General features: G+C 63.7%; 20 protein-coding genes. 13 read left to right on the plus strand and 7 right to left on the minus strand.

What is annotated here, in order from left to right:
- Positions 1–7: 7 nt before the first annotated feature.
- Positions 8–244: a hypothetical protein gene (locus HB630_RS04100; RefSeq protein WP_213770217.1), complete on the plus strand. Its 237-nt coding sequence runs from the start codon at positions 8–10 to the stop codon at positions 242–244.
- A 50-nt stretch (positions 245–294) separates the two neighbouring features.
- Here the strand turns inward: HB630_RS04100 and fliP are convergent, their stop codons facing one another.
- Both fliP and HB630_RS04110 read right to left on the minus strand, forming a co-directional pair.
- Positions 295–1050 (minus strand): flagellar type III secretion system pore protein FliP, encoded by a 756-nt coding sequence (fliP, locus tag HB630_RS04105; protein ID WP_213770218.1) that lies wholly within the window; start codon positions 1048–1050, stop codon positions 295–297.
- A complete protein-coding gene (locus tag HB630_RS04110; protein WP_213770219.1) occupies positions 1047–2012 on the minus strand; it encodes a flagellar biosynthetic protein FliO in 966 nt (321 codons plus the stop codon). Before HB630_RS04110 ends, fliP begins: the two co-directional genes overlap by 4 nt.
- A gap of 410 nt (positions 2013–2422) precedes the next feature.
- Between HB630_RS04110 and flgB the strand changes: the two genes are divergently transcribed.
- From flgB to HB630_RS04155, 9 genes are all read left to right on the plus strand, one after another.
- Positions 2423–2821, plus strand: a complete 399-nt coding sequence (gene flgB / locus HB630_RS04115) for a flagellar basal body rod protein FlgB (protein WP_213770220.1) — start codon at positions 2423–2425, stop codon at positions 2819–2821.
- A gap of 24 nt (positions 2822–2845) precedes the next feature.
- Positions 2846–3277, plus strand: coding sequence for a flagellar basal body rod protein FlgC (gene flgC / locus HB630_RS04120; protein ID WP_213770221.1), 432 nt, complete (start codon positions 2846–2848; stop codon positions 3275–3277).
- Between the two features lie 17 nt (positions 3278–3294).
- Positions 3295–3615: a flagellar hook-basal body complex protein FliE gene (fliE, locus tag HB630_RS04125; protein ID WP_213770222.1), complete on the plus strand. Its 321-nt coding sequence runs from the start codon at positions 3295–3297 to the stop codon at positions 3613–3615.
- Positions 3616–3732: 117 nt separating this feature from the next.
- Positions 3733–3996 (plus strand): flagellar biosynthesis protein FliQ, encoded by a 264-nt coding sequence (gene fliQ, locus HB630_RS04130; RefSeq protein WP_213770223.1) that lies wholly within the window; start codon positions 3733–3735, stop codon positions 3994–3996.
- A gap of 17 nt (positions 3997–4013) precedes the next feature.
- Complete coding sequence (gene fliR / locus HB630_RS04135) at positions 4014–4784, plus strand: flagellar biosynthetic protein FliR (protein WP_213770224.1); 771 nt, start codon at positions 4014–4016, stop codon at positions 4782–4784.
- A 13-nt stretch (positions 4785–4797) separates the two neighbouring features.
- A complete protein-coding gene (flhB, locus tag HB630_RS04140; protein WP_213770225.1) occupies positions 4798–5868 on the plus strand; it encodes a flagellar biosynthesis protein FlhB in 1071 nt (356 codons plus the stop codon).
- A gap of 156 nt (positions 5869–6024) precedes the next feature.
- Positions 6025–8583: a PAS domain-containing protein gene (locus tag HB630_RS04145; protein ID WP_213770227.1), complete on the plus strand. Its 2559-nt coding sequence runs from the start codon at positions 6025–6027 to the stop codon at positions 8581–8583.
- Positions 8584–8775: 192 nt separating this feature from the next.
- Positions 8776–9726 (plus strand): Tim44-like domain-containing protein, encoded by a 951-nt coding sequence (locus tag HB630_RS04150; RefSeq protein ID WP_213770229.1) that lies wholly within the window; start codon positions 8776–8778, stop codon positions 9724–9726.
- Positions 9727–9883: 157 nt separating this feature from the next.
- Complete coding sequence (locus HB630_RS04155) at positions 9884–10588, plus strand: glutathione S-transferase (protein WP_213770231.1); 705 nt, start codon at positions 9884–9886, stop codon at positions 10586–10588.
- A gap of 157 nt (positions 10589–10745) precedes the next feature.
- On the opposite strand, the gene HB630_RS04160 is transcribed toward HB630_RS04155, so the two are convergent.
- On the minus strand, positions 10746–10928 hold the full coding sequence (locus HB630_RS04160; RefSeq protein ID WP_213770233.1) for a hypothetical protein: 183 nt from the start codon (positions 10926–10928) through the stop codon (positions 10746–10748).
- Between the two features lie 177 nt (positions 10929–11105).
- Positions 11106–11600 (minus strand): hypothetical protein, encoded by a 495-nt coding sequence (locus HB630_RS04165; RefSeq protein ID WP_249780627.1) that lies wholly within the window; start codon positions 11598–11600, stop codon positions 11106–11108.
- Positions 11601–11868: 268 nt separating this feature from the next.
- Between HB630_RS04165 and HB630_RS04170 the strand changes: the two genes are divergently transcribed.
- Positions 11869–13524 carry a fumarate hydratase gene (locus HB630_RS04170; protein ID WP_213770235.1) on the plus strand — a complete coding sequence of 552 codons (1656 nt, stop codon included), beginning with the start codon at positions 11869–11871 and terminating at the stop codon, positions 13522–13524.
- 143 nt (positions 13525–13667) lie between these two features.
- Here HB630_RS04170 and HB630_RS04175 read toward each other — a convergent pair whose 3' ends face one another.
- Positions 13668–13964, minus strand: coding sequence for a hypothetical protein (locus HB630_RS04175; RefSeq protein ID WP_213770236.1), 297 nt, complete (start codon positions 13962–13964; stop codon positions 13668–13670).
- A 328-nt stretch (positions 13965–14292) separates the two neighbouring features.
- On the opposite strand from HB630_RS04175, the gene HB630_RS04180 reads away from it, so the two are divergent.
- Together HB630_RS04180 and HB630_RS04185 are read left to right on the plus strand one after the other, a co-directional pair.
- On the plus strand, positions 14293–15027 hold the full coding sequence (locus HB630_RS04180; RefSeq protein ID WP_213770238.1) for an SET domain-containing protein: 735 nt from the start codon (positions 14293–14295) through the stop codon (positions 15025–15027).
- A 91-nt stretch (positions 15028–15118) separates the two neighbouring features.
- A complete protein-coding gene (locus tag HB630_RS04185) occupies positions 15119–15784 on the plus strand; it encodes a DsbA family oxidoreductase (protein ID WP_213770239.1) in 666 nt (221 codons plus the stop codon).
- A gap of 5 nt (positions 15785–15789) precedes the next feature.
- Here HB630_RS04185 and HB630_RS04190 read toward each other — a convergent pair whose 3' ends face one another.
- Both HB630_RS04190 and HB630_RS04195 read right to left on the minus strand, forming a co-directional pair.
- A complete protein-coding gene (locus HB630_RS04190) occupies positions 15790–16974 on the minus strand; it encodes a GNAT family N-acetyltransferase (protein WP_346656029.1) in 1185 nt (394 codons plus the stop codon).
- A gap of 211 nt (positions 16975–17185) precedes the next feature.
- Entirely contained in the window at positions 17186–18820 is a 1635-nt protein-coding gene (locus HB630_RS04195) for an ABC transporter ATP-binding protein (RefSeq protein ID WP_249780628.1), read from the minus strand.

The raw sequence follows: 18820 nt of genomic DNA on the forward strand, positions 1-18820 counted from the left end.
CGCCGCCATGAGCAAGCCGACCAGGACCGAAGCCGAACTCGTTGCGATGGCGCGCGCCGAGCTGAAAGCCCATGCTGACTGCCCGGATGGAATCGTCATCTCCGTGCTGCGCTCGGGCGATTCCTGGGAATTCCGCGCCGCGGCGGACGAAGCCACCGCCGCAAGACCCGGCTATCCCGAATGTGTCGCGATGCTGGTGCAGATCGGCGATCACCTCGGCAAGCAATATGACGTGAAAGGGTAGGGAGCGCCGGCTCCTTGTCGTTTGGTTTCCCGCCTTGAGGTCTGGCGAATTCAGTTGCCGTAGCTCTGCACCAGGCTCCCGGCGACCAGCGACCAGCCATCGACCAGCACGAAGAAAATCAGCTTGAACGGCAACGACACCACGGCCGGCGGCAGCATCATCATGCCCATCGACATCAAGACCGACGCCACCACGAGGTCGATGATCAGGAAGGGCAGGAACAACAGGAAGCCGATCTCGAAGGCGCGTTTCAGTTCGGAGATCATGAAGGCCGGTATCAGAATCCGCAGCGAGGTGTCGTCGGCCGTCGCCGGCGGCGGCTCGCCCGACAGGTCCATGAACAGTTTCAAATCCTTTTCGCGCACATTCTTCAGCATGAAACCGCGCAGCGGCACCGAGGCGCGCTGCAACGCCTCCTCGACGCTGATCTGGTTGGCGACCAGCGGCCTGATGCCATCGTCATAGGATTTCTGCAAAACCGGTCCCATCACGAACGCGGTGAGGAATACCGCGAGCGAGATCATCACATAGTTCGGCGGCGCGGTCGCGGTGCCCATCGCGGTGCGCAGCAGGGACAGCACGACGACGATCCGCGTGAACGACGTCATCATGATCAGGATCGACGGTGCGACCGACAGCACCGTCAATAGCGCGATCAATTGCAGCGAGCGCTCGGTGACGCCGCCATTGCCCTGGCCGAGATTGATGCTGATATCCTGCGCGGACGCCGGATCGACCAGCAATCCGGCGGCGGCTATCAGCGTGGCAAAAAATAAAACTCTACGCGGGAGGGGCGCGGGCCTCACGAAGGCGTCTTTGGACGACCGAGCAGCGACGCCATCTCGTCCTCCAGATTCTCAAAGCCGGTCTTCGGCGACGGCGCGGCGGCAGGCGGCGCGCCCGACGGCTCGGTGCGCTGGGCTGTGGTCCGGCCCGGTTGCGGCTCCGGCGCCACCGGAGGCGCGCCGATGCGGGGTTCGCCGGCTTCGCCGACCGGCCGGCGCAACGCCGCTTCTAGTCGCTGCGCCATCTCGGCGAGATTTTGATCGGCCTGCGCCAGCGATTGCGGGCTCGTTGCCGACGGCGGCGTCGGTGCGGCGGGGCGTTCGGCGCGGATCGGCGGCGGTGCCTTGAACGTCTCTTTGGGCGCTTCGCTTGGCCGGGAGGGGCGCGGCATCGCCGGTTGTTCGCTGCGCGGTACCCGTGGCGGAATCGGTTCTGACCGTGGCTCCGGACGGCTGCTCAACGGCTCCGGCGCGAAGCCCGTCAAGGGATCGCTGCGCCGTTCCGGGGCCGCGGGCGAGGGACGGCGTACCTCGTCGGCAAAGGGAGGACGGGCTGGCCGCGGCGGCGGCTCGGGCATTTGCGGCGGCGGCTCGGGGTGATCGAAGAGCTCGGGCCGCGAGGCCTCGCTCTCCATCCAGCTGGTATCGGGCAGCGGCGCGATTCGCGGCGGCGGTTCGGAGCCAGCGATGGGCCGTTGCGATGTCTGATCCCGTGCGGGCCCGGCGCGTACGATATTGGGCTCCACGACGATATCGGTCGGACCACCGATCATCAGCAAATGTTCGACATTGTCACGCCGCACCAGCACCAGCCGCCTGCGGCCGTCGACGGCGGCCGCATCGATCACCGCCAGTCGCGGCATCCGGCTGCGATTGGTGTTGGCGCCGAGGCGGTTGCCTGCGAATCGGCGAACCGCCCAGGTGGCAGCGCCCATCAGCGCCAGAACCGCCACGAACGCGAAGATAAATTGCAGTGCCTGCATAACCCTGGTCCCCGCCAAATAGCCCCTTCTTCACACTTCCCGCTCGTCCGAGGCTGATCGGAAACGACACGACAAATAGCGAATGAGCCCAAAACTAGCCCAATCTCTTAATTTCCCAAGGCAAGAACTGCCGTCCCGACATCCTAATAACCTATGAATCGGCTGGGCCAAAATGACTTCTCGTGTCGCCGTCGCTTTGGCAACAGGGCTGGTTAACGGAGCTTTCGTGGCGAAAATGCGCTCATTCGGCTACCGGGCGCACGATCATCTCGGAAACTCTTCGTGGTCCGCGCGGCGCGTCTTAACCCGTTGTTAACCATACGGGCGGCAAATTCTGCCTACCTGATGCTTAACCGATCTTAACCGATGGTCTGGGCGTCCGGCTTGGGAAGAGCGGGAGCGCGCTTGCAATGTCCACCAACGATCTGCCGATTCTGGCGGCGATTCGCACCCGAATGCAGTGGCATCAGGAGCGACAGCGCGTGCTGGCCGAAAACGTCGCCAATTCCGATACGCCGAATTTCAAGCCGCGCGATCTGGTGGAACCGAAATTCGACGCGTCGGGCGCGGCCGCCGATGGGCCGTTGGCGCTGGCGCGCACCAGTTCCGGCCACCTGAACCCGTCGGGCGCTCCTGACAGCTTCGGCCAAAATCGCAGGGTCGGCTTCGAAACCAGGCCCGCCGGCAACTCCGTCAATCTCGAAGACGAGATGCTGAAAGTTTCCACCAATCAGATGGACTACGCCGCGGTGACCTCGCTCTACAGCCGCAGCCTGCATCTTCTGAAGACCGCCATCGGCAAGGCCTAAGGGCCGTAGCAGGAAGAGGACAACATGCCGGATCGTCAAGTTATCGCGGATTTCGCCAGGTCGATGGGGATCGCGACATCGGGCCTGCGCGCACAGGCAGGGCGTATGCGCGTGATTTCGGAAAACATCGCCAACGCGGACTCTGCCTCCACGACCCCCGGCGGTGATCCGTATCGCCGCAAGGTGCCGACCTTCTCTTCCGAACTCGACCGCACGCTGGACGCAAACGTCGTCACGCTGGGCCGGGTGATGCCCGACACGTCGGACTTCCGCGTCAAGCACGAGCCCGGCAACCCGGCGGCGGACGCCGCCGGCAACGTCAAATATCCCAACGTCAATTCGCTGGTCGAAATGACCGACATGCGCGACGCGCAGCGATCCTACGAGGCGAACCTCAACATCATCCACGCCACGCGCACGATGATCCAGCGCACGCTCGACATCCTCAAATCCTGAACCGGAAAGGCTGAATCATGGCTACACCGACAGTTGCCGCCAGCGCCTACGCCAACCTCGCCCGGATATTGGATCAGGGCGGCGCCGGCAAGAGTCCCGATTCCGGCGCAAGTGCGGGCGGCCCATCGTTCGGCGAACTGCTCAAGGACGCGATGGGCAGTATCGTTGATGGCGGAAAGCAGGCCGACCAGCAGACGGCCGCGATGACGACGGGCAAGGCCAATGTGATGGATGTCGTCACGGCGGTAGCGGAGACCGATGTCAAGATATCGACGCTGGTGTCGGTACGCGACAAGGTCATCTCGGCCTACGAAGACATCATGAAGATGGCGATCTGACCCTTCATCCTGAGGAGCCGGCGCAGCCGGCGTCTCGAAGGATGAGAAAAAGCTTGGGCCTCACGGTTCGAGACGCGCGCGGAACGCGCTGCTCACCACGAGGGGAAAGAGAAACAAATGACCGGTGCCGAAACTCTCGACGTGGCGCGCGATGCGATCTGGACCATCGTCCTGGTGTCATCGCCGATGATGGTGGTCGGCCTTGTCGTCGGCGTCGTGGTGTCGCTGTTTCAGGCGCTCACGCAAATCCAGGAACAGACGCTGGCATTCGTGCCGAAGATCCTGGCGATCTTCGTCACGCTGCTGCTGGCGCTGCCGTTCATGGCGGATGCGATGCATAGCCAGATGATGCGGATATCGTCGCGAATCATAGGTGGTTGAGGCACTATGCGCGGGCGATGCATATCGACGTTTCATTGCTGCCCGCGCTTGCCGCGACTTTCATGCTGGTATTTGCCCGCATCGGCTCCATGGTGATGCTGATGCCGGGGCTGGGCGAGACCAATATTCCGGTTCGCATCAAGATCGCGATCGCGGTGCTGCTGACGCTGATCATCCTGCCGCTGCACCGTTCGGCCTACCGAATCGATCTGCAGTCGATGAATCCGGTGCTGGTGCTGATGATTCACGAGATCATCGTCGGCGTCGTGCTTGGCGCCACCGCGCGGGTGACGCTTTCGGCGTTGCAGGTGGGGGGAGCGGTGATTGCCCAGCAAATGGGGCTCGGCTTCGTCACCTCGGTCGATCCGACCCAGGGCCAGCAGGGGGTTCTGGTCGGAAACTTCCTCACCATGCTCGGTGTGACGCTGCTGTTTGCGACCGACAGTCACTATCTCGTCATCGCCGCGCTCAACGACAGCTATGCGATCTTTTCGCCGGGCGAGTTGACGCCGAGCGGCGACATCGCGGCGCTTGCCACCCGCGCCTTCACTGCCGCGTTCAGGATCGGGATCCAGCTGTCGGCGCCGTTTCTGGTGTTCGGTCTGGTCTTCAACATCGGGCTCGGCGTGCTGGCGCGGCTGATGCCGCAGATGCAGGTCTATTTCGTCGGCGTGCCGCTGTCGATTCTGATCGGTTTCCTGATCTTCTCGTTTGTGCTGGTGGCGATGATGGGAACGTTCCTGAACTACTTCGACGGCGTCATGCATGAATTGATGCCGTTGAATTGATGAAAGCCGATCGATGGCCGACGACAGCGACGATAAAACAGAGGACCCGACGCAAAAACGTCTCGATGAGGCGCTCGAACGCGGCGACGTCGCCAAGAGCCAGGAGGTCAACACCTGGTTCATGATCGCCGGCGCCACGCTGGTGCTGTCGTCGTTTTCCGGATCGATCGGCAGCATCCAGATGCCGCTGCGCAACCTGATCGCCAATTCGGGAGTGATCCATGTCGACGGGCCCGGACTGCTGGCGCTGGGGCACCGCCTCGAATACATGCTGATTTCGGCGCTCGGCGTGCCGTTCCTGATGCTGGTGATCGCAGCGCTCGCGGGCAACCTGTTGCAGCACCGGCTGGTATGGTCCGCCGAATCGCTGAAACCCAGTTTCAGCAAGATCTCTCCCGCCTCCGGCGCCAAGCGGATTTTCGGCAAGCAGGCGGCCGCCAATTTCGCCAAGGGCATCTTCAAGCTGGTTGCGCTCGGAATCGTGATGGGCGTGATCCTGTGGCGGGAGCGCCTTCGTCTGGAATCGATGCTGCAATTCGATCCGCAGACGATGATCGGCGTCATCTCGACTCTGACGATGCGCCTGTTGGGATCCGTGGTCGCGATGCTCGCGATGGTCGCGATTGCCGATTATTTCTTCCAGTACCGGCAATGGTTCGAGCGGCAGAAGATGTCGCTGCAGGAGATGAAGGAGGAGTTCAAGCAGGCCGAAGGAGATCCGCACGTCAAGGGCCGGATCAGGCAATTGCGCAATGCGAAGATGAAGAAGCGCATGATGACGGCGGTTCCCAAGGCTTCCGTGATCATCACCAACCCGACCCACTACGCGGTGGCGCTTTCCTATGAACGCGGCATGACGGCGCCGATCTGCGTGGCCAAGGGCGTCGATTTGATCGCGCAAAAGATCAAGGAAATTGCCAAGGCACACGACATTCCGATCGTGGAGAACGTGGCGTTGGCCCGCGCGCTGCATGCGAGCGTCGAAATCGATGACGAAATCCCGGTGGAACATTATCATGCGGTCGCCGAAGTCATCGGCTACGTCATGGGCCTCAAGCGCGGGCTTTCCGGCCGCCCGCTATGAATCAGGAACGAAACCGGGCAGAAAACGTGCGGGAAACGGCCGCAAGGCACGAAATAGCCGTCTGATGCACTTGCGCAGGCCGGTCCGATTCAGGCACTCAGGAACCTGCGCGCGACAGGCGCGTCATGTCCATGCTGACAGGCCGCGCACATTGTTATGACCGTCGATATCGACCGTGATCCGACCCGCCCAACGATGACCGCCCAGGAGCCGGTGCGGCGTGGCGGTAGCATTGTGCTGGTGCTGCTGGTGGCGGCCGGCATCGTCGCGGTCGCGGTGGCGTTGATGACGATCGGCCGGGCGCAGGCGCAGCCCTACATCCTCGGGCTGCTGGCGCTGCTCGCGATGGTCGGATTGTTCAACCTGTTCGCTTTTGCCGCCGGAATCATCCGATTCGCCGATCGTACCGCCGACGACCCGGTGATGAGCCGGATCTCCGATCAGGCCTTTGATGGCATCGCGGTCACCGATGCGCGCGGCCATGTGGTCTACTCCAACGCGGCCTATCTTGGGCTCACGGGCGCGACCGGCCCGCAGGACGTGCGGCCGGTGGAGCGGGTCTTCATCGGCAATCCGGACGTGTCGGAAGCGGTATTCCGCCTGCTCAAGGCCGCGCGCGAGGGCAAGCGGTTGCAGGAGGAAGTCCGCGTCGCCGCAGCCGGCGGGACCCATGGCCGCTGGCTGCGGATGCGGGTCCGGCCGCTCGGCGACGCCAAGCGGGACGCCAGATATACGGTGTGGTCGATCGCCGATATCACGCGCGACCGCGAGCGGCAGGAGGATGTGTTTCAGGAGCTGCAGCACGCGATCGAATATCTCGATCACGCGCCGTGCGGCTTCTTCTCGGTCGATCCCGCCGGCGACATCGTCTATGTCAACGCCACGCTCGCGAACTGGCTTGATTACGATCTGGCCGAGATCGGATCGGGAGGCCTGAAGCTGACCGACATCGTGTCCGGCGACGGCGCGTCGCTCTTGACCTCGATCGCGGCGGCGCCGGGCGAAGTCAAAACCGAAGTGTTCGACATCGACCTGCGCATGCGCGGCGGCAAGACCATGCCGGCGCGGCTCTATCACAAGCTGGCCTTCGGGGCGGACGGCGCGCCCGGCGCCTCGCGCACGCTGGTGATCAGCCGGGCGCGCGACGAGCGTTCCGATCCGCAGCGCGCGGCCGAGGTGCGCTTCATGCGCTTCTTCGATCACACCCCGATGGCGATCGCGACCGTGGATCGCGCCGGCGCGGTGGTGCGCGCCAATGCGCGGTTCGCCAAGCTCGCGCAAAGCCTTGGTCTGGAAGCGACCGCCAACAAGTCGATCTTCCGGACGGTCAATGCCCGCGACCGCAGCGCATTGATCTCGGCGATCAACCAGGCAGCGGAAGGCCAGGGCGACATCGCGCCGGTCGAGGCGATGCTCGACGGCGCCAAAGAGCGCTGGGGACAGTTTTTCGTCACCGCCGTCGAGGCCGACGAGCGCGAGACCGAGGCCGCCATCGTCTATATGCTGGAGACCACCGAGCGGCGCACGCTGGAGAACCAGATCAACCAGACCCAGAAGATGGACATGGTCGGCCAGCTTGCCGGCGGCATCGCCCATGATTTCAACAACGTGCTCTCCGCCATCATGATGGCGAACGACTTCCTGCTGAACGCGCACAAGCCGACCGATCCGTCGTTCCAGGACATCATGCAGATCAAGCAGAACGCGACCCGCGCCGCGACCCTGGTGCGGCAATTACTGGCGTTCTCGCGCAAGCAGACCCTGCGGCCGCAGGTGCTCGATCTCGGCGACGCGCTGTCCGACCTGACCATGCTGCTGCGCCGGCTGATCGGTGAGAAGGTCAAGTTCGATATGGTACACGGCCGCGATCTCTGGCCGGTGAAGGTCGACGTCTCGCAGTTCGAGCAGGTGATCGTCAACCTCGCGGTCAACGCGCGTGACGCGATGCCCGACGGCGGCAGGCTGACGATCAAGACTGCTAATGTCACGGCGCAGGAGGCCGAAAAGCTGTCCTACAAGGGCATGCCGCCGGCGGATTATGTGCGGATCGATGTCTCCGATACCGGCACCGGCATTCCCCCTGATATCGTCGACAAGATTTTCGAGCCGTTCTTCTCGACCAAGGAAGTCGGCAAGGGCACCGGGCTTGGCCTGTCGACGGTCTATGGAATCGTCAAGCAGACCGGCGGTTTCGTCTATGTCGATTCCGAGCAGGGCAAAGGCACTACCTTCCGTATCTTCCTGCCGCGGCATATTGCCGAGAAGGAAGCCCAGCCTGAGCCGCAGGCGGTGAACGGCGCGGCCAGGGACGCGGCCGAGCCGAAGCCGAAGGTGGACCTGACGGGGCAGGGAACGATCCTTCTGGTCGAGGACGAAGAAGGCCTGCGCTCGCTCAATGCGCGCGGCCTGCGCTCGCGCGGCTACACGGTGATCGAGGCCTCGAACGGCATCGAGGCGCTGGAAGCCATGGAAGAGAAAGAAGGCGCGATCGATCTCGTGGTGTCCGACGTGGTGATGCCGGAAATGGACGGACCGACGCTGCTCAGAAAGCTGCGCGCGGTTAACCCGGAGCTCAAGATCGTCTTCGTCTCGGGCTACGCGGAGGACGCGTTTGCAAAGAGCCTTGGCGAGAACGAGAAGTTCGATTTCCTGGCCAAGCCATTCGCGCTTAGCGCGCTGGTGGCGAAGGTCAAGGAAACCATGGCGCCTTCGTAGAAAATGCTGCCCTCATAGAAGGACGCGCCCGGAAAGCTTGCCCAGTTGCCGCATCCCCGCGACCGAGGGCCGCAGAGCCGGCTCCCGATAGCGGCTTCACATTCGGGTGCCGCTGCCCATGTTAGAGCCTGTTATATCCGGTCGGATCATGATCGGGTGGCGCTTCCCCCTGCCGGGGATGGAGGAAAGAAGATGAGTTTCACGCAGCGTACACGCGGCCTCGTTCAGGCGATCGCCGTCGCCTTGGCTCTGGCGCTACCGCTGGTCGCGGCGATGCCGTCGGCCGACGCCCGGGTCGGCGGTGGTTTCAGTTCGGGATCGAGGGGAACGCGGAGCTTTTCGATGCCGCCGGCCACATCGACCGCGCCCGGCACCGCGCAGCCGTTCAACCGCACCTTCAGCCAGCCGGGCGCTTCCGGCTATGGCAATTCGGCCGCCGGCGGCTTCTTCAACCGGCCCGGCGGCGGCATGCTCCAGGGCTTCGCCGCGGGCTTCCTCGGCGCCGGCCTGCTCGGCATGCTATTCGGCGGCGGATTGTTCGGCGGCCTCGGCGGCTTGTCGTCGTTGTTCGGCCTGATCCTGCAGATCGGCCTGCTGGTCCTGGTGGTCCGGTTGGCGATGTCGTGGTGGCAGCGCCGCACTGCGCTGGCATCGGCCTATGCCGGCGCGGGAGCCGGAAGTTTTGGCGGGCCGCCGGGCTTCGGCGCCGGAAGCGGTTTCGGATTGGGATCGACGAGCGCGCCGCTGGAGATCGTCGGGTCGGATTATGAGGCCTTCGAGCGCCTGCTCGGCGAGATCCAGGACGCATGGTCGAACGAGGATATCGCGCGGCTGCATACGCTCGCGACCCCCGAAATGGTGTCTTATTTCTCGCGGGATCTCGAGGCCAACAAGGCGCGCAACGTCGTCAACAAGGTCTCCGGCACCCGGCTGTTGCAGGGCGACCTCGCGGAAGCCTGGCGTGAAGGCAGCGCCGATTATGCCAGCGTGGCGATGCGCTATGCCCTGGTCGATAAAACCGTCGATCGCGCCACCGGAAGATTGGTCGAGGGCGGCGATCAGCCGGCCGAGGTGACGGAAGTCTGGACCTTCGTGCGGCCACGCGGCAGCAACTGGGAATTGTCGGCGATCCAGCAGACCTGACCGGCCGGCGATAGAGACAAGGATCAAGGCGCCGCGGTTGATTCCGCGGCGCCTTTTGTTTTGTCAATCCGCGCGGCCCACCCTACAGTCGAACGAACGATTTCATCGATCGTTGCCGCCGGGCGCTGTGGCGCTGCGGGACACGGATGAGGGAAAGATGCGTTACGAACTCTATTACTGGCCGGGCATTCAGGGGCGCGGCGAATATGTCCGTCTCGCGCTGGAAGATGCTGGAGCCGATTATACCGATGTTGCGCGCGGCGCTCGAGGGATGGCCGCGATGATGACGATGATGGAGGCGAAAGGCACGCCGCCCTTCGCGCCGCCTTTTCTGAAAGCGGGCAAGCTCGTGATCGGACAGACCGCCAATATCCTGTTCTATCTCGGATCGCGCCACGGCCTTGCGCCTAAGACGGAAGCGGGTGGCCTATGGGTGCATCAATTGCAGCTCACGATCACGGATCTGGTGCTGGAAATTCACGACACCCATCATCCGCTCGGCCCGACGCTTTATTACGAGGATCAGCGCGGCCCAGCGAAAAAGCGCACCGAAGAATTCTGGAATGAGCGGGTGCCGAAATATCTCGGCTATTTCGAACGGCTGCTGGGCGATAGCGGCGGCTCCTGGCTCACCGGCCGCAGGCTGACCTATGTCGACCTGTCGCTGTTCCAGATCGTCGAGGGTCTGCGCTACGCCTTTCCGAAACGGATGAAAGGCTTTGAGTGGAACATTCCCGGCCTGATCGGCCTGCATGATCGCGTCGCGGCGCGGCCGAACATCAAGGCCTATCTCACCAGCGATCGCCGTATCGCCTTCAACGAGGACGGCATCTTCCGGCATTACAAGGAGCTGGACGCTTAGGAGCCCGTCATTTTCGGGATGGTGCGTTGGCACTAGACCTCAGATGCGCATTGCGCATCTGAGAATCTCGAGATTCCGGGTTTGCTCGCGCCGCGAGCGCGGCCCAGGAACGACGGTCGCGTTATTTCCCGACGAAGTGGCGGCGAATGCCGCGTGGTCAGATCAGCTGATCGATCCGCGTGCCCTGTCCGGGCGGAAGCGGGGCCGGAGCGGGCGGCTGGGCCGCGCTCGCATCGTTGGAATCGTTATCGTTGCTGGGATCGGGCGGGTTGGGATTGGACTGGCTGGTCGGATAGGGCGGCTGCGCCGGAACCGAGGTAGAAACGCTCGAGACACTCATGATCAGATCCTTGTTTCCCCGCGCCGGACTGTGACGGCGGGAACCCAACGCCGGATGAATCCATTCGTTAAAAAGCCCGACATTTGATCCGGTCCCGGTCCGGATGGTGAATGGCAGCCTCCGGTTTCCGCCGAAAGTGACGGATCGGATTGGGCGGGATTGGACCGGGGCGGGCGCTTATTGGTCGAGGCTGCGCGAGACCGAGATCGATGCGTCGGTCTGGGTTCTGACACAGCGCATGTCCAGGCGCCGGTAGCGTGTCGAGACGTCGTCGCCGTGGATCAGGCCCATCCGCTTGATGCAGCGGGTCACCCCTCGCAGCATGTCGTCCTTCGGCAGAGTGAAGATGATGGCGGCGGCGCTGGCGACCAGGTTGAGGAAGGCCGGTGGTGGCTTGCGGCTGGCCGCCTTGGCGAATAATTGGCTGGAATAGCTGCGGCCGGCGCAGCCGAGCGAGAGCGCCTTGGCTTGCGGGTGCGACAGGTAGGTCACGTTGGCCGCGGTCTTACCCACCTCAAGGCCATCGATCTGGTTCTTGAGCTGAGATGCGATGTCATCGCAGCGGTCGGCGCGGGCAGGTGAGGCGGCAAATATCGTGAGGGATGCCAGCGTAGCGGCGAGCGTAATCGCTCCAGGAGATCTGGCTCCAGTAAATTTCGATTTCAATATCATTTGAAAATGCCCCTTTGCGCCATTGAAGCGACCGCATCCGCTTAACGCAAGAGCAGGCTTGTTTTCATGATTTCCTTGTCCTCAGGATCGGACAGAAAGCCCGAAGCGAGTCCTGGGCATGGATGCCGGCGACAGAGGCGGGCATGACGGGCGGTGCGATCTGCCGTGCGGCCCGGCTGACTTCCTTTTCCGCCAAAAGCGCTTAGAACGGTTTTATATTCGGCGTCTGGAAACGGACGCTTCCGGCCCCAACCCCACGAGCCCGCCCATGAACGCCCCCACCGCCTTTCCCGACCAGAAAAAGCCCGTTCCGCCCTATAAGCACACCCCGCTGTTTCCGCTGGGGCCGGATACGACGCCCTACAAGAAGATCACAGCCGAAGGCGTGCGGGTCGAGAAGGTCCTGGGCAAGGACATGCTGGTGGTGTCGCGCGATGCGCTGCGGGCGCTGTCGGAGGCGGCCTTTGGCGATATCAATCATTACCTGCGGCCGGGGCATCTGAAGCAGCTCCGCAACATCCTCGACGACAAGGAGGCCAGCGACAACGACAAGTTCGTCGCCTTCGACTTCCTGAAGAACGCCAATATCGCCGCCGGCGGCGTGCTGCCGATGTGCCAGGACACCGGTACCGCGATCATCATGGGCAAGAAGGGCTGCAACGTCATCACCGACGGCGACGATGAGGCCGCGCTTTCGGAAGGCGCGCGCGACGCCTATCTGCGCCGCAATCTGCGCTATTCGCAGGTTGCGCCGTTGTCGATGTATGAGGAGAAGAACACCGCCAACAACATGCCGGCGCAGTGCGAGATCTACGCCGAAGGCGATGACGCCTACAAGTTCATGTTCATGGCCAAGGGCGGCGGCAGCGCCAACAAGAGCTTCCTGTTCCAGGCGACGCCGTCGGTGTTGACCAGGGACCGCCTGCTGGCCTTCCTGAAGGAGAAGGTGCTGACGCTGGGCACCGCGGCCTGTCCGCCTTACCATCTGGCGATCGTGATCGGCGGCACTTCGGCCGAACTCTGCATGAAGACGGTGAAGCTGGCGTCGGCACGTTATCTCGATGCATTGCCGACCCAGGGTTCGGCTGACGGCAACGCCTTCCGCGATCTCGAGATGGAGCAGGAAATCCTCAAGATGACGCAGTCGCTCGGCGTCGGCGCGCAGTTCGGCGGCAAATATTTTTGCCACGACGTGCGGGTGATCCGCCTGCCGCGTCACGGCGCCTCGCTTCCCATCGGTCTCGGCGTGTCCTGTTCGGCGGATCGCCAGGTGCTCGGCAAGATCACCAAGGACGGCGTCTATCTCGAAGAGCTCGAACATAATCCCGCGCAATATTTGCCGGCGGTGGAGCAGTCGCTGGGCGGCGAGGTCCTCAAGATCGACCTCAACCGGCCGATGAAGGAGATTTTGGCGACGCTTTCGAACTACCCGACCAAGACCCGGCTGTCGCTGACCGGCACCATGATCGTCGCGCGCGACGCGGCCCACGCCAAGCTGCGCGAGCGGCTCGACAAGGGCGAGCCGTTGCCGGATTATTTCAAGAACCATCCGGTGTATTACGCCGGCCCCGCCAAGACGCCCGATGGCTACGCCTCCGGCGCGTTCGGGCCGACCACCGCGGGACGGATGGATTCCTTCGTCGATCAATTCCAGGCGGCCGGCGGCTCGATGGTGATGGTGGCCAAGGGCAACCGCGCGCCCGCGGTGCGCGAGGCCTGCAAGAAGCACGGCGGCTTCTATCTCGGCTCGATCGGCGGTGCAGCGGCAAATCTCGCCGAACACTGCATCAAGAAGGTCGAGGTGGTCGAATATCCCGAACTCGGCATGGAAGCGATCTGGCGCATCGAGGTGGTGGATTTCCCAGCTTTCATCATCATCGACGACAAGGGCAACGACTTCTTCAAGGAATTGAATCTGGGGTGAGGGGCTGTCCTTTCGTCATTGCCGGACCTGACCCGGCAATCCATCGTTTTCAGTGAAATCGTTTTTCAGGAAAGATGGATACGCGGGGCAAGCCCGCGTATGACAAGCGCATGCGTTGACGCGCTTGTCGCCTGGGCCGCTGCTTACGCCCGTGTTCCCGTGAACGGGAAGCTGCCCATCGGGCCGATGCCCATTTCGCCGCTGATGCTGTCGCCCGAAACCTTGCCGGTGAACTCCAGCGTCAGCGGCATCGGGTTGGTGATGGAGACTTTCCAGGTGAGGTCGTCGCCATTGGCGGTGCCGTCGAAGATCTCGGCCGAATTGCCCTCGGCGCCCTGGACGCCTGTCAGCGTGCCGCCGGACGTCTTCAGCGAAAGCGTCGCCTTGCGTTCGCCCATCGGCGTACTCATGGTGATGTTCCAGTTTCCGTCGGCCGCCATCGCAAATCTCCCGCGCTTCCCTCACGAAACCGGAATGGTTCCGGACGGGCCTCCGGCGGCGGTATAGCCCATCTCGCCGCGCCGCCTCAAACGCTTTGTCCGGGATGCGGCGGTCAGGCGCGCGGCGCCCAGCCATAGCCTGCGAGGGTGACATATTCCGGAATGGTCCCGGCCACGATCAGCGGCCTATAGCGCCGGTCACCTCATACAGGAACCTGCACAAGCTGGGGAAGGTTCGCGGCAGCCGTGCGAAAAGCCTGACACGGGCGCGGAATCGTCATAAAAGGGCGGCTTCGCGATCCTTCATGAGCGTCTGTCCCAGTCCATCATGCCGACCATTTCTTCGAACAAGCCATATCGCATCGGCCGTTCCCGCACCGGGCTTGGTCTCTTTGCCACCAAGCCGATCAAGAAGGGCGCCAAGATCATCCGTTATTTCGGACCCCTGCTGGATTCCAGGAAGAAGAAAGACGACGCGATCGAGAACAAATATCTGTTCGAGCTCAACGACCGCTGGACCATCGATGGCTCGGTGCGCAAGAACGTGGCCCGTTACATCAACCATGCCTGCAAGCCGAATGCGGAATCCGACGTCAAGCCCCGCAAGCGCAAGGTCTTCATCCGCGCCATCAAGAACATCGAGCCGGGCGAGGAGATCAACTACGATTACGGCACCGATTACTTCAAGGCCTATCTGAAGCCGATCGGCTGCAAATGCGATGCCTGCGAAAAGAAGCGCAAGAAGAAGCGCGCCGAGGCGAGGGCAGAGCGGCTGCTGCTCAAGGCCAGGGAACTGAGGAAGGCGGAGCGTAAGGTGCAAAAGGAGGCCGAGAAGCGTGCGCAGGCCAAACCGACGCTGAAGGCAAAGAAGAAAAAGCCGAATGGCGTAAAAGCGAACGGGGCAGGACTGAACAGCCCACGGCCGAACAGTAAACCGTTGAACGGCAAACGGCTGAACGGACATCGCGGAAAATCGATCGCGGGCCAAACGATTGGCGTGACATCCGGGATTTCGGCGCCGCCCAGGGACGGGCAGGCGGGAGAAAACCAGGCTTCGGCCTAGTTGGCGGCGCGCCCCGGCGGGCTGAGTGGCGCTTGCCTCGCGGCAGGATCGGTCTATCTTCAAGCCGGTGTAAATTCGCGAGGATACGCTGATGAGCGCCCTGAAGCCGCTGAAGATCGATATCGTTTCCGACGTGGTCTGCCCCTGGTGCTATGTCGGTAAGCGCCGTATCGAGAATGCGCTGGCGCTGGTGCCCGACGTGCCGGTCGAAGTGCAATGGCGGCCGTTTTTCCTTAATCCTTGGGTGCCGCGCGAAGGCATCGGCCGCGACGAATATCTCACCGCGAAATTCGGCTCGCCCGAGGCCTATAAGAGCATGGCCGGACGCGTGGTCGCGGCCGCCGGCGAGGAGGGGCTCAGCTACCGGCCCGATCAGGTCAAGCGCCAGCCCAACACGATCGATTGCCACCGCCTGATCCATTGGGCGGAAGCCAAGGGCAAGGCGGCCGACATGAAGCAGCGGCTGATGGAATTGTATTTCCGCGACGGCGGCGATCTGACCGACATCGATGTGCTGGTGCAGGCGGCGGCCGATTGCGGGCTCGATGCCGACGACGTGCGCAAGCGCCTTTCGACCGACGAGGACGTGGCTCTGATTTCGGCGCAGGCGCAGGAAGCCTCCGACAAGGGCATTTCCGGCGTTCCGACTTACGTGTTCGCGCAGAAATACGCGGTGTCCGGCGCGCAGCCGGCCGAACAGCTTGCCAACGCCATCCGGCAGGTGTCGGCGGAAATCAACGCGCAGGCCGCGGAGTAAACAGTTCAGCGTTGCCTGGCGCGGATGAAGCGCACGGCGCGACGTGCCGCGTCCAGAACAGACTGGCGTGAAACCAGCGCGGCATGGATCAGCGACACCACCGGGTCGTTCGGCCGCAGTGGGATCAGCACGTTGCCGATTGCAAAGCGCCCGCGCCAGATCGGGTTGATCATCGGGTGATCGGGGCTGGCGGTGGAATCGGCCGATGCGATGGTCGGATCGGCGCAGAGATGGCGGGTCAGATCGAGCGTGAGCTGAACGCCGGGCGAGAACTTTGCAAAACGCTCGTCGATGCCAAGCTTGAAGAAAAACGCGCGGTCCTGGTGCCGCAGCACGATGCCGGCGGCAATCGGGGTGCCGCCTGTGCGCAGCGTCACGATTTCGCATTGGCCGGTCATGGCCAGCGCGACCGCCGCGCGGCGGATGAAGCGGGCATCGCCCTCGTTCTGTAGCAGCGCGGTGCCGCGTGCGCCTTTCCAGCCGCTGGCTTCCAGCTTCAGGAAGATTTCGATCGCAGAGGCGACATCGTCCGGCGTGCGCGCGACGTCGAAATGGACGGCGCCCTGTTCGGCCAGGCGGTGGCGCTGGCGCCGCAGTTCCTTGAGCTTCTTGGCGCCGAGCGCGTCGTGCAGCAACCCGTCGGCGTCGCGGGTTGCGTCGAGGCAGGCGCGCAAACTGGAGTGCAGCAGGCGCGGCCGCAGGCCGTCTCGCTCCAGCGCGCCCACGAATGTCTGCATGGCCACGCCATCCAGCGACATGTCGCGCAGGATCAGCGCATGGGCGCCCGCTTGTCGGGCCTGTTGCATCAATTGACGGACGGCGTCATCGGCAAAATCGCGATCGAGCAGCGGCGTACACAGCGTGCCATAGGGATGGGCGCTGACGAAGGCGGACAGCGGAATCCTGCAGGCGCGCCACAGCGAGACGACCGGCAGCAGTCCGATCAGCCGGGCCTCGTTCCAGACCGCGAGCGCGGCGGCACCGGTGTGGCCGGGCGCAAAGGCGTTCACCGCCAGTTCCCATTCGGGCAGGTAGTAGCCGTTCGGCTCGGTGGCGCGATCGGCCAGCTCGTGCCACGGGCTTGGCGCGATGCTGGCGAGCGGCACCGGCGCGCCGCCATGCGTGCGCGTATCCGTGGCATCCTTGTTCGATGCACGGCGAACCAGCACTGCGTCCGCGATCTCGGCCACGTCCCCTTGATCCCTGCTTCGCGAGTGGAAGATGGACGGCGCCCCCTCCGGTGCCGCTTGCCACCGCGTCATCGGCGAAAGGCTTTTGTTCTAACGCGTTTTCTTCACGCGAACCGGAAGCCACTTCGCTCGAAAACGCTAGAGCGGAAAGATTGGAAAATACGGTTGGCGGCGGGATGCAATTTGACCGGTCATATTAACCGGCCGTTCATCATGCCGCGCCGCTGATCGGCACGGAATCCGGGTTTTTCCGGCCGGGCACCGCCGCCAGCAACTCGCGCGTATAGGGATGCTCGGGCGCGGCGAACAGATCGGCCGTCGGCTTGAGTTCGACGATCTCGCCCCGCTGCATCACCGCGATCCGGTCGCAGATTTGCGCCGCCACGCGCAGGTCGTGGGTGATGAACAGCATCGAAAGACCGAGCCGGGTCTTGAGGTCTTCCAGCAAGTTGAGCACCTGCGCCTGCACCGAGACATCGAGCGCCGAAACCGCCTCGTCGGCGACGATGACTTCAGGGTCGAGAGCCAGCGCGCGGGCGATCCCGATGCGCTGGCGCTGGCCGCCGGAAAATTCATGCGGATAACGCTCCAGAGCGCCGGCATCGAGGCCGACCATCCCGAGCAGGTCCCGGGCGCGACTCTGGGCCTGCTTGGGGATGGCGCCATGCGCGATCGGCCCGTCGCAGATGATCTGCCCGACCTTGCGGCGCGGATTGAGCGAAGCAAACGGATCCTGGAAAATCATCTGGATGCGGTGGCGCTGGTCGCGCAGCGTCTTGCGGTCGAGCTGCGTGAGATCGACATCGCCCAGCCGGACCGTGCCGCGATCGGGTTCGATCAGCCGCATCACCAGCCGCGCCACAGAGGATTTGCCGGAGCCGGATTCGCCGACCAGGCCAAGCGTCTCGCCATGAAAGATCGAGAAGCTGACGCCTTTCGCCGCATCGACCTTGCGATCCGGCTTGAACCAGCCGCCCGATGTCACATAGGTCTTGTCGAGGCCAATCACGTCGACCACCCGGTTGCGGTCGGTGAGGGGCGCCCGCGGCGGCGGCGTGATCGAGGGGACGGCGGCGAGCAGGGTCTTGGTATAGGGATGTTCGGGGCGCGTCAGCACCGCTTCCGCGCTGCCTTGTTCCACCACCTGTCCGTGCCGCAGCACCACGACGCGATCGGCGATGTCGGCGACGACGCCGAAATCATGGGTGATGAACATCACCGCCATGTTGCGGCTGCGTTGCAGGTCGCGAATGAGCTTGAGGATCTGCGCCTGGGTGGTGACGTCGAGCGCGGTGGTGGGCTCGTCCGCCACCAGCACCGTGGGTTCGAGCGCCAGCGCCATCGCGATCATGGCGCGCTGACGCTGCCCGCCGGACAATTGATGCGGATAGGCGCGCACGATGCGCGCGGGGTCGGGTAAGCCGACTTCGCGCGCCAGCGCCAGCACCTTCTGCCGGCGCTCGCGGGGCGACAGCAGGCCGTGCGCCTCGAACATCTCCGTCATCTGGTCGCCGATCCGCATCAAGGGATTGAGCGCCGTCATCGGTTCCTGAAACACCATCGCGATGCGGCGGCCGCGCAGGTCGCGCCAGCCATCCTCGTCAAGCGTCAGCAGGTTGTTGCCCTCGAAATCGATCTCGCCGCTTTCGGTGCGCACACGCTCCGGCAACAATCCCATCAGCGCGTGCGCGCACATCGACTTGCCGGAGCCGGATTCGCCGACCACGCAAACGATTTCGCCGGCGATCAGATCGAACGAAACCCCGTCGACCGCGTAAGTCCGTTCGCCGCCGGACGGCAGCGCAATTCGCAAATCCTTGATCGTGACGGCGGGCGTGGCGGGCAT

Origin of the sequence: Bradyrhizobium sp. dw_78, from assembly GCF_018449525.1 — a bacterium.
In the GTDB taxonomy this organism is placed as follows: Bacteria; Pseudomonadota; Alphaproteobacteria; order Rhizobiales; family Xanthobacteraceae; genus Bradyrhizobium.

Coding starts and splice junctions, on each gene's coding strand:
- HB630_RS04110 (WP_213770219.1), bottom strand. CDS start 2,012: ATGCAGGCACTGCAATTTATCTTCGCGTTCGTGGCGGTTCTGGCGCTG.
- fliQ (WP_213770223.1), top strand. CDS start 3,733: ATGACCGGTGCCGAAACTCTCGACGTGGCGCGCGATGCGATCTGGACC.
- HB630_RS04185 (WP_213770239.1), top strand. CDS start 15,119: ATGAGCGCCCTGAAGCCGCTGAAGATCGATATCGTTTCCGACGTGGTC.
- HB630_RS04155 (WP_213770231.1), top strand. CDS start 9,884: ATGCGTTACGAACTCTATTACTGGCCGGGCATTCAGGGGCGCGGCGAA.
- flgB (WP_213770220.1), top strand. CDS start 2,423: ATGTCCACCAACGATCTGCCGATTCTGGCGGCGATTCGCACCCGAATG.
- fliR (WP_213770224.1), top strand. CDS start 4,014: ATGCATATCGACGTTTCATTGCTGCCCGCGCTTGCCGCGACTTTCATG.
- HB630_RS04100 (WP_213770217.1), top strand. CDS start 8: ATGAGCAAGCCGACCAGGACCGAAGCCGAACTCGTTGCGATGGCGCGC.
- HB630_RS04175 (WP_213770236.1), bottom strand. CDS start 13,964: ATGGCGGCCGACGGAAACTGGAACATCACCATGAGTACGCCGATGGGC.
- HB630_RS04170 (WP_213770235.1), top strand. CDS start 11,869: ATGAACGCCCCCACCGCCTTTCCCGACCAGAAAAAGCCCGTTCCGCCC.
- HB630_RS04180 (WP_213770238.1), top strand. CDS start 14,293: ATGCCGACCATTTCTTCGAACAAGCCATATCGCATCGGCCGTTCCCGC.
- HB630_RS04165 (WP_249780627.1), bottom strand. CDS start 11,600: ATGATATTGAAATCGAAATTTACTGGAGCCAGATCTCCTGGAGCGATT.
- HB630_RS04145 (WP_213770227.1), top strand. CDS start 6,025: ATGACCGTCGATATCGACCGTGATCCGACCCGCCCAACGATGACCGCC.
- HB630_RS04160 (WP_213770233.1), bottom strand. CDS start 10,928: ATGAGTGTCTCGAGCGTTTCTACCTCGGTTCCGGCGCAGCCGCCCTAT.
- HB630_RS04150 (WP_213770229.1), top strand. CDS start 8,776: ATGAGTTTCACGCAGCGTACACGCGGCCTCGTTCAGGCGATCGCCGTC.
- HB630_RS04195 (WP_249780628.1), bottom strand. CDS start 18,820: ATGCCCGCCACGCCCGCCGTCACGATCAAGGATTTGCGAATTGCGCTG.
- flgC (WP_213770221.1), top strand. CDS start 2,846: ATGCCGGATCGTCAAGTTATCGCGGATTTCGCCAGGTCGATGGGGATC.
- fliE (WP_213770222.1), top strand. CDS start 3,295: ATGGCTACACCGACAGTTGCCGCCAGCGCCTACGCCAACCTCGCCCGG.
- flhB (WP_213770225.1), top strand. CDS start 4,798: ATGGCCGACGACAGCGACGATAAAACAGAGGACCCGACGCAAAAACGT.